The 13,729-nt window shown below is 69.1% G+C and carries 13 protein-coding genes; 7 read left to right on the top strand and 6 right to left on the bottom strand.

All coding sequences use genetic code 11. The features are described from left to right. The first annotated feature begins 326 nt into the window (after positions 1-326). Positions 327-1,661, top strand: a complete 1,335-nt coding sequence (locus HYZ11_16610) for a hypothetical protein (protein MBI3129231.1) — start codon at positions 327-329, stop codon at positions 1,659-1,661. Between the two features lie 760 nt (positions 1,662-2,421). Continuing rightward, positions 2,422-3,771, top strand: coding sequence for a hypothetical protein (locus tag HYZ11_16615; GenBank protein MBI3129232.1), 1,350 nt, complete (start codon positions 2,422-2,424; stop codon positions 3,769-3,771). Positions 3,772-4,217: 446 nt separating this feature from the next. Here HYZ11_16615 and rlmN read toward each other — a convergent pair whose 3' ends face one another. Beyond that, a complete protein-coding gene (rlmN, locus tag HYZ11_16620; GenBank protein ID MBI3129233.1) occupies positions 4,218-5,315 on the bottom strand; it encodes a 23S rRNA (adenine(2503)-C(2))-methyltransferase RlmN in 1,098 nt (365 codons plus the stop codon). Positions 5,316-5,478: 163 nt separating this feature from the next. Between rlmN and HYZ11_16625 the strand changes: the two genes are divergently transcribed. The 4 genes from HYZ11_16625 (at position 5,479) to HYZ11_16640 (ending at position 8,903) form a co-directional block, all read left to right on the top strand. After that, positions 5,479-6,114 carry an HAD-IA family hydrolase gene (locus HYZ11_16625; GenBank protein MBI3129234.1) on the top strand — a complete coding sequence of 212 codons (636 nt, stop codon included), beginning with the start codon at positions 5,479-5,481 and terminating at the stop codon, positions 6,112-6,114. Positions 6,115-6,578: 464 nt separating this feature from the next. Continuing rightward, positions 6,579-7,181, top strand: coding sequence for a transglycosylase SLT domain-containing protein (locus HYZ11_16630; protein MBI3129235.1), 603 nt, complete (start codon positions 6,579-6,581; stop codon positions 7,179-7,181). Between the two features lie 103 nt (positions 7,182-7,284). Continuing rightward, a complete protein-coding gene (locus HYZ11_16635) occupies positions 7,285-8,007 on the top strand; it encodes an endonuclease III (protein ID MBI3129236.1) in 723 nt (240 codons plus the stop codon). Next, positions 8,004-8,903 carry a DMT family transporter gene (locus HYZ11_16640; protein ID MBI3129237.1) on the top strand — a complete coding sequence of 300 codons (900 nt, stop codon included), beginning with the start codon at positions 8,004-8,006 and terminating at the stop codon, positions 8,901-8,903. Before HYZ11_16635 ends, HYZ11_16640 begins: the two co-directional genes overlap by 4 nt. 47 nt (positions 8,904-8,950) lie before the next feature. Here the strand turns inward: HYZ11_16640 and HYZ11_16645 are convergent, their stop codons facing one another. From HYZ11_16645 to HYZ11_16665, 5 genes are all read right to left on the bottom strand, one after another. After that, entirely contained in the window at positions 8,951-9,511 is a 561-nt protein-coding gene (locus HYZ11_16645; protein MBI3129238.1) for a flavin reductase family protein, read from the bottom strand. 237 nt (positions 9,512-9,748) lie between these two features. After that, complete coding sequence (locus HYZ11_16650) at positions 9,749-10,090, bottom strand: XRE family transcriptional regulator (protein ID MBI3129239.1); 342 nt, start codon at positions 10,088-10,090, stop codon at positions 9,749-9,751. A 2-nt stretch (positions 10,091-10,092) separates the two neighbouring features. After that, the gene (locus tag HYZ11_16655) at positions 10,093-10,458 is read right to left on the bottom strand and encodes a type II toxin-antitoxin system RelE/ParE family toxin (GenBank protein ID MBI3129240.1); all 366 of its coding nucleotides are present in this window, start codon (positions 10,456-10,458) and stop codon (positions 10,093-10,095) included. A gap of 148 nt (positions 10,459-10,606) precedes the next feature. Next, positions 10,607-10,999, bottom strand: coding sequence for a VOC family protein (locus HYZ11_16660; GenBank protein ID MBI3129241.1), 393 nt, complete (start codon positions 10,997-10,999; stop codon positions 10,607-10,609). 16 nt (positions 11,000-11,015) lie between these two features. Then, positions 11,016-12,701 carry a hypothetical protein gene (locus tag HYZ11_16665; GenBank protein MBI3129242.1) on the bottom strand — a complete coding sequence of 562 codons (1,686 nt, stop codon included), beginning with the start codon at positions 12,699-12,701 and terminating at the stop codon, positions 11,016-11,018. Between the two features lie 166 nt (positions 12,702-12,867). On the opposite strand from HYZ11_16665, the gene HYZ11_16670 reads away from it, so the two are divergent. Continuing rightward, positions 12,868-13,656 (top strand): 2-phosphosulfolactate phosphatase, encoded by a 789-nt coding sequence (locus HYZ11_16670; GenBank protein MBI3129243.1) that lies wholly within the window; start codon positions 12,868-12,870, stop codon positions 13,654-13,656. Positions 13,657-13,729: the final 73 nt, after the last annotated feature.

Consider the following 13,729-nt stretch of genomic DNA (forward strand, 5'->3'; position numbering starts at 1 on the left):
AAAGCTGACCCGCAGCGGCCTTTCTTTTTTGAAGTGCGTCCAGCGAGGCGCGGACATTCAGGCGGGAGGCCAGGCCCCCCCGAGGGGCGGCTTTCAGAAGCTCGGAGCCGGGAAAAACGGGGAAGGCCGTGCGGGCCTTTGTAAAGCTGACCCGCATCGGCCTTTCTTTTTTTTGGGCCCGCGCGCGGCCCGGGCAGGGGTGAGAATTCATCCGGCCGGGACGAGCGCCCAACCAGGGAGGACCTGCAGGAGCACGCTGGCAAGGCCACAACCGCGTCTCTTCCATGAAGACGGAAATGACAGGAATTTCTTGAGGAGAAGACAAAATGAGGAAATACCTTTTGGCTTTGGCGGTTGCCCTCCTGGCGGCCAGCCTGGCGGCTCCCTCCTACGCCGCCGACTTCAAGTACACAGGCATCTTCCGAATCCGGGGCATCACGGCGGAAGACCTGGACCGCAACGAGAACCTCCACGACGGGTTCCAGTACTATGACGCGCTCGTCCGGCCCCGCTTCACCGCCACCTCCGAAGGCGGCCGGATCTGGGCCATCTACGAGCTTGACTACAATTCAGGCCTCGGCGGCGTGGGCTCCGGCGGCGCCAACCACCTGTTCGGCAGCACCACCGGCGACGCCGTGGCCGCGGTCAACCGCTGGCTCATCGACTTCGCCGTCCCCGGCACCACCCTCAGGGCGCGCGTCGGCCGCACCGACTACACCGACCCCACGTCGGAGATCTTCGACAGCAACGGCCTCCACCGGCAGGACGGCCTGGCCCTCTACGGCCGGCTCTTCGGCCCGGTCAGCCTGAGCGTCTTCACCGTCAAGCTCAGCGAGGGCCTGACGGCCGCCACCGATTCGGACAACTACTACCTCGCCCTCAAGTGGCAGGCGGCGCCCCAGATCGCCATCACCCCCTGGTTCGGCGTCTCCCGCCGCAACGGGACCACCGCCGCGACCGACTATTCGCGGTACTACTACGCCCTCCACGGCCAGGCCAAGCTGGGCATCCTGGACCTTGAGCTCCAGGGCATCTACGAGAACGGGACCCACGCCGAGAACGGAGGCGTCGGCGGGCGGGACATCGACCTCGACGCCTACGCCCTCCTGCTCCGCAGCTGGTTGACGTTCGGGAAGCTGAAGCTCGGCTTCTACCTCACCTGGCTTTCGGGTGAGGACAACCCGGACAACAACGACTTCGAGGGGTTCGTGTTCCCCACCCAGGCCGGCGCCCTCGACATCCCGAACATCATCACCGGCGTCCGGTACTCCACCATCACCCGGGCCCAGACGGGCGCCACGGGCAACAACCTGTCCAGCGCCTCGGGCATCGGCACGGGCACCTGCACTCAGGCAAGCTGCCGGGCCAACGGCCTGCTCGTCCCCGAGCTCCTGGCGGTGTTCCAGGTCACCCCGGCCCTCGACATCGTGGGGAACATCTCATACGTCGAGTCGGCGGAGAAGATCACCAGCGACGGCTTCACGAACGACAAGGATGTCGGCTGGGTGTTCGAGGCCGGGCTCAAGTGGAAGATATACAAGCAGCTCGCCCTGTGGGGGTTCGGCTCCTACCTCTCCGCGGGCGACTACGGCAAGATAGAGGGCGGCAGGGCTCCGGACGATGCGTGGGCCCTCTATTACGAGCTGCGCCACACTTGGTAGACGACACATAAGCGCCTAGATTCCGGCGCATCGGAAGAGACGCGGTTGCCGGGGGGCCTTGGGGGCCCCCCGGCTTTTCTTTTTCAGTACATTTTCCAGCACATTTCGCTTAAATTTCGCATGCGGGAATTCTTTCCCATTGACACGTAAACCCGATATGAACTACTTATTTCCATAGAATTTCAAAATTGAACGGAATGAAGCTCCAGGGGGACGCCCCTGCGAGGCTTTAAAAAACAAGGGGAAAGGCCGTGCGGGGCCTTTGGGTATCCCGCGTGCCTTTCCCTTTTTGTTTTTGGCGGGCCGATGAAACCGGCTGAGCGATGAAGCGGGGACGCCCGCTTCTTGGCGAAGGGAAGGGTTGCTTGGGGCCGCACCCTCGGCGGCTCTTCTCTTCGCCTCTGATTCCCATGCGGTTTCCGGGGCACTACCCATACGGAAACCGGCGGAGCGGCGGGGCCCTAGGGCCCCGCCCTCCGCGGGGAAGGCTGCCGGGGGCCGCACACCCCCTGAGCCTTCCCCGGGCGAGGCAGGATGTCCGGTCCGCGCGAGCGGTCGGAGAAGCGGGACGGTTGCAGCCGTCCCTGACCGAAAGGGCCGTGCGGGGCTCAGCGCCCCCATGGCCCTTTTTTCGTGGAGCCGTGGTGGGATTCCGCCCCTGGAGAGGAGGAGAACCGGCACACAATTTCCTAATCGAAGCAACGACTGCGTCTCTTCTGCCCCAGCAACAACGGAAATGCATTCACAGGAGAGCAAACCTATGCGGAAATACCTGCTGGCCCTGGCCGCGGGCGTGCTCGCGGCCAGCCTGGCGGCTCCCTCCTACGCCGCCGACTTCAAGTACACGGGCATCTTCCGCCTGCGCGGCATCACGACGGAAGACCTCGACCGCAACGAGAACACCCACGACGGCAGCCAGTACATGGACGCCCTCGTGCGGCCCCGCTTCACCGCCACCTCCGAGGGCGGGCGGCTGTGGGCCATCTACGAGCTCGACTACAGCGACGGCAACCACGTCTTCGGCTCGACGACCGCGGACACCACGACCGCCGTCAACCGCTGGCTGATCGACTTCGCCGTCCCCGGCACCACCCTCAGGGCGCGGGTCGGCCGCACCGACTACACCGATCCGACCGGCGAGATCTTCGACACCATCGGCGTCCACCGGCAGGACGGCCTGGCCCTCTACGGCCGGCTCTTCGGCCCGGTCTCGCTGAGCGCCTTCACCGTCAAGCTCAGCGAGGGCGTCACGGCGGCCACCGACGCCGACAACCATTACCTGGCCCTCAAGTGGCAGGCGGCGCCCCAGATCGCCATCACCCCCTGGGTCGCCAACTCGCGGCGCAACGGCGCCACCAACACCACCGACTTCGACCTCTTTTACTTCGCCCTGCACGGCCAGGCCAAGCTGGGCATCCTGGACCTCGAGGTCCAGGGCATCTACGAGGACGGCACGTCCGCCGAGGTGACCGGAGCCGGCCGGGCGGCGGGCCTCAAGAGCGTGGACATCGAGGCCTACGCCCTGATGATCCGCAGCTGGCTCACCTTCGGCCGGCTGAAGGTCGGCTTCTACTACACCTACCTCTCGGGCGACGACGACCCGGTCGCGGCCACGGGCAACACCCAGCAGCAGCCCGACAACGAGCTGAACCGGTTCGTGTTCCCGAACTCGGCCGGCTATCTCGAGGGCCCGAACATCCTGACGGGCCGCCGCTTCTCTACCATCACCACCAACAACCCGGGCCTGGGGACGGGCAACATCGTCTCGAACCGCACGGGCACGGGCGACGGCCGCAACACGCAGCTGAACGGCATCAACATGCCCGAGATCCTCGCCAAGTACCAGGTGACGCCCGCCTTGCAGGTCGAGGGCGGCGTCTCGCTCATCTACTCGGCGGAGAAGGCGCCCCAGGTCGGCGCCGCCACCTTCGTGAGCGACAAGCTCTACGGCACGGCGGTCGAGCTGGGCTTCCGCTGGAACATCTACAAGCAGCTCGCGCTGTGGGTGCAGGGCTCCTACCTGTTTGCCGGCGACTACGGCCAGCCGACCGGCGCCAGCGGATGGGACGACAGCTGGGCGGTGTACTACGAGTTCCGCCACACCTGGTAGGCGTCACGTGAACGCGTAACACATCTGCGCACAGAAGAGACGCGGATGCCGGGGGGCCTTGGGGGCCCCCCGGCTTTTTTTTATGCGAACCGTAGGGGCGTATTGCAATACGCCCCTACTTAAGGATGTTCTCCATCTTGCTGGTGCGGCCTTTCCCCCTCCCTCCGGGAGGGGGTAGGGGGAGGGAAACACCCCTCTGGGCCTCCCCCACCCCGACCCTCCCCCGGAGGGGGAGGGGAAAAGCAGCAAGGCGGCCTTCCATCCTCTTCACACAAACGACAACATCTCCCCGTAGGCGCGCACTACAATACGCCCCTCTGTAGAGAGAATGATTCCAATCAGGGGCCGCCCCCCCCGCCCCCGGGCGGAAATCACCCCCCCTCGCCTCCCCTTGCCAAGGGGGGGATGAGGGGGGTCAGTCCCTTGCCGGGGAGGATGGGGAGGGCTCAGGCCTTGGAACGGGCATGCAGCTTTCTGTTCATCCGCGCCGCCAGCCGCTCGTCGTCGGCGAGCTGGCCGCAGGCGGCGCGGATGGGGAGCCCCTTGCTCTGGCGGACGGTGGCGGTGAAGCCGGCCCGGACGAGCTCCCGCCGGAAGGCCTCCACCCGCTCCGGGGAGGGCCGCTCGAAGAGGGCCCCGGGAAAGGGGTTCCAGGGCAGCAGGTTTATCTTGCACCGGACGCCCCGCAGGAGGCGGGCCAGCCGCCGGGCGTCCTCGGCGGAATCGTTCACCCCCTGGAGGAGGACGTACTCGAAGGTGACCCGCCGCCGCTCCGGGATGGGGAGCTCCCGGCAGGCGCGCAGCAGGGCGTCGAGGTTCCACTTGCGGTTGACGGGGACGAGCCGGCCCCGGGTGGCGTCGTCGGCCGCGTGGAGGGAGACGGCGAGCCCCACGCCGGGGACGGCGCGGGCGAACTCCGCGAGGCGGGGGGCGATGCCCACCGTCGAGACCGTGAGCCGCCGGGCGGAGACGCCGCCGGCCCGGGGGTGGATGAGGATGCGGGCGGCCGTCGCCGAGGGCCCGAAGTTCTCGAGGGGCTCCCCCATCCCCATGAAGACGATGTTGTGGAAGCGCTCCCTGGGCGGGAGGTCCCGCCGGGCGGCCAGGAACTGCTCGGCGATCTCGCCCGCCGAGAGGTCGCGCACCAGGCCCATCCGCCCCGTCAGGCAAAAAGCGCACCCCATGGCGCAGCCCGCCTGGGTCGAGAGGCACAGGGCCCAGCGCACGGGCCCCTCGGCCCGGGGCATGGGAATCTTGACGCTCTCGATCCGGGCCCCGCCCGAGAGCTCCCAGGCGTACTTCCGGGTGCCGTCCGGTGCCTCCTCGGCCCGTCCGGGCGAGAAGAAGCCCACGCGGGCCCGCTCCGCCAGCTTCGCGCGGAACTCCCTCGAGAGGTCCGTCATCCGCTCGAAATCGCACTCGCCCCGGCCGTAGATCCAGGCGCAGAGCTGCCGCCCCCGGTAAGGGAGCTCCCCCAGCTCCTCGCAGAGGGCGGAAAGCCCGGCCTCCTCCATCCCCTTGAGGTCCACCCGGGCCGGGTCCAGGCGCCGGTCGGGAGGATCGGGGGGAAGAAGGCGGGAAACGCCGCGTTCGGTCGTCATCGGCTCGCCATGTCCACCGGCTTGGTGTATGGTTCGGCGGCTTTCACCGGAGCGATCATAGCATGATCGCTCCCGCCGCCCGGCTCCGGGAGGAATGCCCCCGCTCATGCCCCCGCGCGCCATCCTGTTCGACCACGACGGCACCCTGGTGGACAGCTACCCGGGCATCGCCCTTTGCATGCGCCTCACCTGCCGGGATCTCGGGAAGCCCGAGATGACGGACGAGGAGGTGTCCGCCTCCATCGGCCCCACCCTGGAGGATCGCTTCACCGAACTCTGGGGGGGGGAGACGGCCCGGGAGGCGGCCCGGATCTACCGCGCCCACTACGCCGTCCATTTCCTCTCGGGCACCCGGCTCCTCGATGGGGTGAAATGCACCCTGGAGGCCCTGGAGGCCCGGGGGGTCCCCATGGCCTGCGTCACCAACAAGTCCTGGAACTACTGCGTCCGCCAGCTCGAGCACTTCGGCCTCCACGAACGGATGAAGGTCGTGTACGGGAACCTCCAGGGCTTTCCCCCCAAGCCGGACCCGGCCATGGCCCTGGCCGCACTGGAGGTGCTGGGGGTGCCCCCCGAGGAAGCCGTCCTTGTGGGAGACACCGCAATCGACGTGCGTACGGCCCATGCGGCGGGGGTCCAGGCGTGGGTGGTCCCGAGCGAATACACCTCAATTGAGTCGATTGAGCGGGCCAAACCCCACAAGATATTGAAAAATTTCAAAAAAATTCTACAATATATATAAATAAACGAAGAATTTTGGGCCTTTGGGGTATGTCCCCAGGTTGCCCCTCCCCTTCCCATTGACTATCGTTCGTCTGCCCGGAAGGAGACACGGCGTCTCCGGCGGGCAGGGCCGGGTGGCCCATCGGCCGGCCAGCCCAGCTTCCCCGGCAGCGCGCATGCCGCCTGATCGCCTGAACCGCCCGCGACGGCCCGAGACGACACCGCAAGCTCAGACCACAGGGGAAGCTGGTCATGGTGCTACTGTTGTGCCTGCTCATCGGCTTCTCGCTCCTTTACCTGGCCGTCCTCCTGGCTGAACTGACCCCGCTCCAGCGGATCCTGAAGGGTTCCGTCTGGGCCTGGCTGCGCCGGGGAGCCGCCCTGGGCGCGCTGCTGCCCTTTCTGTTCCTGACGCTGGCGGATTCGGGCCGGCGGAGTCCTCTTCCGCCGGATTCGGCCGAGGCCAGCCGGGAGGAAGCCCGCCTGGAGAGGGCCTCGGCGCCCCTCCTCCCCCTGGCGGCGCGCCAGGTTCCGGAGGCCTTCCCGGCTTTCGAGGAGGGCCAGGAGCCCGATCTCCACTGGCTCATCCACCATCATTCCGCCCGCTACGGCGTGGATCCTTTCCTGGTCCTGGCCGTGGTGCAGGAAGAGAGCCAGTTCGAGCCCCGCGCCGTCTCCTCCAAGGGGGCGATCGGCCTCATGCAGATCACCCGGGAGACGGCCGAATACCTGGGCCTTCGGGATCCTTTCGACGTGGGGGAGAACATCGAGGGCGGCGTCCGCTACCTGCAGATGCTCCTGGAACGGCACGACTGGGACCTCAGGCTGGCCCTCGCCTCCTACAACGCCGGCCCCACCAAGGTGGAGCGCTACGGGGGCATCCCCCCTTACCCCGAGACGGAGCGCTACATCGCCCGGGTGATGGCGCGGTACCGGAACCTGAAGCGGATGGCCGAGGTGTTCCGCCACAAGCGCCCCGTCTCCCCCCTGCTGGCCTTCATTCCGGCCAGGGAGAAGGACGCCCGGGAGGAGGCGCGCCCGGCCGGCGCGGCCCCGGCGCCCCCCCCGATCCGCCGGGGCCTCTGAGGCGCCCGCCTCGCGCCGGATTGCCAACCCGCCCCGTCCCCCCTATCTTTGACCGGCCTCCCGGGAACCGGTTTCCGGGCCGGGCCGTCCAAAGGGCTTCCGCGTGCCGCCAAAGGCATCCCCCTCCTCCGCCCTTGATTTCCGGTCCAAGAAGCGCCTGACGCGGCGCCTGGCGGACCACCTCCGTGAACGCTTCGGCGTCCCCTCCCGCGAGGCCCGGGCCGGCATCCTCGACGCCTTGATCGAGACCCTGCTCTCCCAGAGCACCACCGACCACAACCGCGACCTCGCCTTCGGCGGCCTGAAGCGGCGCTTCCCCGCCTGGGAGCAGGCCGCCGCGGCCCGCCCCGCCGGGATCGCCGCCGCCATCCGGCAGGGGGGCCTGGCCAACCAGAAGTCGGCCCGGATCTCCTCCTTTCTGCGGTGGCTGAAGCGGGAGCGGGGGGAGCTCTCGCTCGAGTTCCTCCACGACGCCCCCGACGCCGAGGCCGTGGCCCTCCTGACGCGCCACAAGGGCATCGGGGTCAAGACCGCCTACGTCACCCTGATGAAGGCCTCCTCGCGGGACCTTTTCCCGGTGGACGTGCACATCCACCGCATCGCCCGGCGCCTCGGCCTCATCGGCCCGCGCGTCACCCCCGAGAAGGCCCACGGGGAGCTGGCGCCCCTCGTCCCCCCCGGCCGGGCCCACGAGCTGCACATGAACCTCCTGGCCTTCGGCCGGGCCGTCTGCACCGCCCGCGCCCCCCGGTGCGGGGAGTGCATCCTCCGCCGCGGCTGCGCCTTCTACCGGAGCCTTCCTCCCGCCGCCAAGGCCGGCGGATGACGGCCGCCATCTCGCTCATCGGCCTGGCCGAGCTCCTGGCCATCCTCTCCTCGCTCACCTACGCCGTCGCCCAGGCCCTCGTCCGGATGGGGATGCGCAACGCCAGCCCCTTCGCCGCCGCCCTGGTCATCAACGGCTGCACGGCGACGGGCGGGCTCATCCTCTCCCTTTGGGACGGCACCCTCCTCGCCTCCACCTTCTGGCCCCTGTTCTGGTACGCGATGGTCGGCGTGATAGGCCCCGGGATCGGCCGCCTGTTCGGCTTCATCGGCATCACCCGCATCGGCCTCAGCCGCTCGACCACCATCGCCTCCTCGACCCCCATCTGGGGCATCGCCTTCGCCGCCCTCGTCCTCGGGGAGGCCCCCACCGCGGGGATCATCCTCGGCACCCTGGGCATCGTCGCCGGGGTGGTCATCCTGAGCCCCACCGAGGCCGAGCGGGAGCGCCTGGGCGGCTGGCTCCAGGCCGGGGTCGTCTATCCGGCCGTCTGCTCCCTCGCCTACGCCCTCCCCCCCGTGTTCTCGAAGCTGGCCTACGCCCACCAGCGGACCCCCTACGTGGGCATGGCGGTGGCCTTCTCGGTGGGGAACCTCGTGACCCTGGCCTTCAAGGGGCTCCGCCCGGCCGAGGTGAGGCTCTCGGTGGGGCGGCCGGCCTGGCGCTGGCTGCTGATCGCGGGGGGGTGCAGCTGCGTGAGCTCCATCCTCCTCTGGAACGCCATCCTCATCGGGAGCGTCTCGACCACCCTCCCCCTCAGCCGGATGGCCCCTTTCTGGGTCCTCCTCATCAGCTATTTCTTCCTGGGTCAGATCGAGCGCATCACCTGGCGGGACGTGATGGCCACCGTCCTCGTGGTCGCGGGCGGGGTGCTCATCACGGCGTTTCGGATTTGAGAGGGAGAATTCGTCCTTGTGCGCAGGCTAGAAATGGAAAGCGACGGTTACAGCATTTCCGGCCTGAACCATTTGCGGTACCTGCCGACCGTCGGCCCCGAGATCATGAACCGGCCGTCGCCGCGATAGTGCAGGGTCTGCGGATATTTAGGCGAAACCGGCGCACGGGCTTTCACAACCTCCAGGACGAACAGGCTGTATTTCCTGATCAGGCTTGAATCGATGAGCCGGCATTCGAAATTGGCGTAGCACTCCTCGATCAGGGGGGCGTTGACCTTCTCGCCCGGCGCCGCCGTCAGCTTAAACCTTGAGAATTTGTCGACATCGCGGCCCGAGCAGTTGCCGATGCCGGCGACTTGAGCCCCGAGTTCCACCGTCGGAACGTTGATCACGCATTCCCTGCTCTTGCGGATCATGTCGAAGCTGTGATTGGCGTTCCAGATGTAGCACCCGACGAGCGACGGCTGGAACTCCATCACCATGTGCCATCCCATGGTCAGGATGTTGGTCTCGTCCTTCCATGCAGAACTCACCAGGACAATGGGGCCCGGCTCGAGGAACCGCCGGATTTCCGACACCGGGAAATCCTTTTTTGCATAAGTCGTCATGGAACACCTCGATGGTGTTGCCGGCGGGGGCGGGACAGGCTCTCGGCGCTCATGACAGCCGTCCCGCCATTCCATGGGGAAGGCGTTATGTTGAGGTATTTAAGTCCTGTGGGATCGCCCCCCTCACCCCTTCATCGGCTCGCAGAGCTCGATGCGGATGTTCTCGGGGCCCTCGACGAAGGCGATGAGCCGGCCGCGGGCGCGGGTGGGATTCCCTTGGACCGGCCCGCACATACATCACGCGCCGTTCTTTTCGGCCCTGCCCTCCATCTCGCCGAAGCCCTTCAATTTCACGGGCGGTCGGTCCGGGAATTCGGCCACGAGGTGCAGCGTCCCGCCCATGCTGCGCACGTAGCCGTGCAGGGTCGAAATCAGCAGGTCGGAGCGCTTTTCGAGCCGCGACACGCCGTCCTGGGTGATGCCGAGGCTCTTGGCCACGCGCTTCTGGGTCAGCCGATGCGCCTTTCTGAGGTCGCGCAGGGACATTTCCCCGGCGATCAGTTCCGCCGCCCTTTTCTCGATCTTCCGCCGCCGCCTCGCGGGCAGCTTCTTCATCTTTTCTTTCAGCGTCGCCGCCATGGCTATCTTCCTTCCTCTTTCTCCAGCCCGGCAAGATGCTCGCCGAACCGCTGGTCCGCCTTGCGGATAAGGTTCCGGTAAAACCGCTGCTCGCCCCCGCCGCTCTTGTCCCCGCACACGAGCAGAACGGCGCGCCGCTTCGGATCAAAGGCGAAGGCGACCCGCCAGACGCCATCCCCGGCCTGGAACCGCAATTCCTTCATGTTGGCGTGCCGGGAGCCTTTCAGCGTATCGGCCCAGGGCCGTTTCAGGGACGGGCCGAATTCCTCAAGCAATCTTGCGTGCGCCAGCAATTCGTCCTGCACGTCCTCCTGCAATTCGTCAAACTCGCGCTCAAAGGCGCCATGAAACAGGATCTCCCATCTCACTTTTTAAGTATGCCTCCAGATACATATGTCGTCAAGTACATATTTTGGGATGGATCAGCCGGCGGAAAATGGTGCCGGACAGGGGACTCGAACCCTTGCGCCCGGCGGATTTTCAGGGGCCGGGGGGCCGGCCCGCCCCTAGGGCCCCTCACCCCTTCATCGGCTCGCAGAGCTCGATGCGGATGTTCTCGGGGCCCTCGACGAAGGCGATGAGCCGGCCGCCCACCCCGGCCTCGGGGCCGACGATGAACTTGGCCCCCCGCTCCTTAAGGACGGGATAGGCCGCCCGCAGGTCGTCCACCGAGAGGCCGAGGTGGTCGAGCCCCTCGACGAGCCGGGGCGCCTGGGCGTCGAAGCGCTCGCCGGGCCGGGTCCCGCGCACCATGAGGCGGCAGTCCCCGATCCGGAGGGTGATGTTCCGGGCGCCGCGCAGGTTCTCGTCCACCCGCACCCGCTCCGCCCCGAACACCCGCTCGAAGTACCCGGCCATCCCCTCCGCGTCGCGGCAGACGAAGTGAACGTGGTCCCAGCCGAATTTCACGCGTGGCTCCCTCCGCTCAAGGGGTGATGATGCGGCTCTCCCCGGCCTCTTCCCGGGTTTCCTCTTCCCCGCCCTGGGCGGCCCCCGCTGCGTGGCCCTGCTGCCGGGCGAGGCGGTCCAGCATGACGCTCAGCGAGAGGTGCACCATCTCGCGGAAGAAGCGGGGGGGCTCGCCCTCCCCGGCCCGCATTTCCCCGGCCAGGGCAAGGCACTCCCGGGCCAGGCCCGGCTGGCCCGAGAGGTGGAAGAAATAAGCGTTGTCCTCGAGGGCCCCGCTCATGCGGGAGCGCAGGGGGTCGTCCCCGAACAGGGCCTTCGCGGCGTCCGCGACGATCCGCTCCAGCCGCTCCCGCCGCTGGGCCTCGTCGAGCGCCACCTTGCTCTGGAGGGAGTCCACCAGGGTGCGCAGGTGGGGGAGGATCTTCCGCTCCTCGATGAGCCAGCTCCAGAAGGCCCGCTGCTCGAAGAGGTCCTTCGGCTCGAGCCGGGGCTCCCCCGGCCCCGGGGGCTGGACGTGGCGCAGGACCGGGTGGGCGTCCCCCGGCGGGAAGGCCACCGGATCGGCCAGGGGCTCCAGGAGGAGCTTCGCCCGGGTGAAGCCCGCGGGCAGGGCCTGGCCCTCGCGCTCGGCCTCGCGCTGGGCGCGCTGGAGGAGCCAGATGGCGTAGCCCAGGGGGGCCTCGCAGGTGGCGAGGGAGGACTCGGGCCCCCCGATGCGGGTGAGGACCTCGCGCAGCTCCTTCGCGCCCAGCTCCCCGGTGGCGAAGTCCTCGATGCCCTGGCCCCGCCGCAGCATGGCCTCGGCGACGAAGCGCCCCCGGGGCTGGAGGGAGCGGGCGATCCACACCATCATCCGGCCCAGGCCGTCCACGGCGCTGATGCGCGCCACCGCGAAGTCGATGCCCGGGGCGGGAGCCGGGGAGGCGGGCGCCTCGGGCGCCTTCGCCTTCTCCTCCACCGCGATGCCCCGGTTGCGCAGCCGGTAGAGGGCCTTGCGCAGGCGGGAGCTCGTCTCCTTGTCCGCCGTCCCCGCCTCGAGCCCGGCCAGGGCCTCGGCGGCCTCCTTCGTCTCGAGCGAGGCCAGGGCGTCGATGAGGAGCACGGGGGGCGCGTCACGCCGCTCCGCCATGGCGCGCGCCAGGGCCAGGAGAGAGGCGGGCCGGGCGTCCTCCCCGGCCACGCCGCGCAGGGCCAGCTCCCGGAGGCGGGGCGGGAGACCGCGGAGGAGATCGCTCACCTCGCCCGCCCCCGAGGGGTCCAGCTCCCCCGAGAGGCGGTCCGCCGCCCGCCTCGTGCGGTCGAGCGCCCCGGGATCGAGCTCCGCCGGAAGTTCCGCCGCGGGCTCCAGCGCCCGGATGGCCTCCCCGAGCGCGGCCAGGTCCTCGGGCGGCCAGCGAAGGGCGCGGGCGTGGACGAGCAGGGCCGGGACCACGTCCCGGTCGCCCAGCTCGCGCATCGCGGCCAGGGTGGGGACGCGCCCCCGGGGCGGCGTCTCCGCCAGGTGCTCGGTCATCCCCAGGACGCCCGCCGGGCCCAGCTCGCGGAGCTCGTCCAGGAAGGGCGCCGGGGCCAGCGCCCCCGGCGGGGGCGGAACGGTGAACGAGGCCTCCAACCCCGCCGCCAGCCGGCGCGCGCGCTGGATGTCCTCGGGGGTGGCGGGCTTCTTGGAGGCCTTTCTTCTCGACTTGGACGGCTTTGCCACGGATTTCTCCCGCGTTTCACAGGCGATTCAGGTGCGGGCATCATCGGAGGGGCCGGGTAGGCTGTCAAGACAAGCGCGCGCGGGGGCGGCTCCGGCGGTTCCCTCGCCCGCGCCCGCGTGCCAGAATCCGCCTCGCGGCCCTCGCACATTCTTTCAGGAGGAGCGGATGCGGACCTGGTGCGACGTGGCCTTCACCCCGGCCGAGGCGGCCATCCGTCTGACCGACGCGAAGCGGGCGCGGGGGGCGGAGCCCGGGGAGGTCGTCTGCGCCGTAATTGACGTGCTGCGCGCCACCACGACCATCGTGACCGCGCTCGGGAACGGCTGCCGCGCCGTCCATCCCGTCCCGAGCCCCCAGGCGGGCCGGGAACTGGCCGCGGCGCTCCGCGCCAGGCTGGGGAAGGACCAGGTCGTCCTCGGCGGGGAGCAGGACGGGAAGCCCATCGAGGGCTACGACGCGGGCAACTCCCCCCTCGAGTTCACGCCGGAGCGCATCGGGGGTAGGCTCCTCGTCCTCTCCACCAGCAACGGCACCAAGACCCTGGCGGCGGCCACCCCCTGCGGGCGGGTGTACGTCGCGGCCCTCGCCAACGCCCGGGCCGCGGGCCGGGCGCTCGCGGAGGACCTCCGGGCGGGCCGGGGCAGGACCCTCCTCATCGCCTGCTCGGGGCGCGAGGGCGGCTTCTGCGAGGAGGACCCGGTGGCGGCCGGGTTCATCCTGGCCCACGTCCGCGCCCGGCTGGGGCTCGCGCAGACCGAGCTCTCCGACACCGCCAAGGCCGCCCTGCGCGTCGCCGAGGGGGCGGGCCGCGACCTCCCGCGCCTCCTGCGCGAGTCCTTCTGGGGCCGCCACCTGACGGCGCTCGGCATGGCCGAGGACATCGCCTTCTGCGGCCGGCTCGACTGGACCGAGGCCGTCCCGAGGCTCGTGGACGGCGCCATCGTGGCGGGGTAGCGGGAGCGAACGATAAGCGACATTTCCGGCTCCTCTTTCCCTCACCCCCTTCCCCTCTCCCGGGGGGAGAGGG

The organism is Candidatus Tectomicrobia bacterium, from assembly GCA_016192135.1.
Classification (GTDB): domain Bacteria; phylum UBA8248; class UBA8248; order UBA8248; family UBA8248; genus 2-12-FULL-69-37.

Bases quoted from the DNA above. Each gene is read 5' to 3' on its own strand.
- HYZ11_16610 (MBI3129231.1), top strand. From the start codon at position 327: ATGAGGAAATACCTTTTGGCTTTGGCGGTTGCCCTCCTGGCGGCCAGC.
- HYZ11_16615 (MBI3129232.1), top strand. From the start codon at position 2,422: ATGCGGAAATACCTGCTGGCCCTGGCCGCGGGCGTGCTCGCGGCCAGC.
- HYZ11_16625 (MBI3129234.1), top strand. From the start codon at position 5,479: ATGCCCCCGCGCGCCATCCTGTTCGACCACGACGGCACCCTGGTGGAC.
- HYZ11_16640 (MBI3129237.1), top strand. From the start codon at position 8,004: ATGACGGCCGCCATCTCGCTCATCGGCCTGGCCGAGCTCCTGGCCATC.
- HYZ11_16645 (MBI3129238.1), bottom strand. From the start codon at position 9,511: ATGACGACTTATGCAAAAAAGGATTTCCCGGTGTCGGAAATCCGGCGG.
- HYZ11_16650 (MBI3129239.1), bottom strand. From the start codon at position 10,090: ATGGCGGCGACGCTGAAAGAAAAGATGAAGAAGCTGCCCGCGAGGCGG.
- HYZ11_16670 (MBI3129243.1), top strand. From the start codon at position 12,868: ATGCGGACCTGGTGCGACGTGGCCTTCACCCCGGCCGAGGCGGCCATC.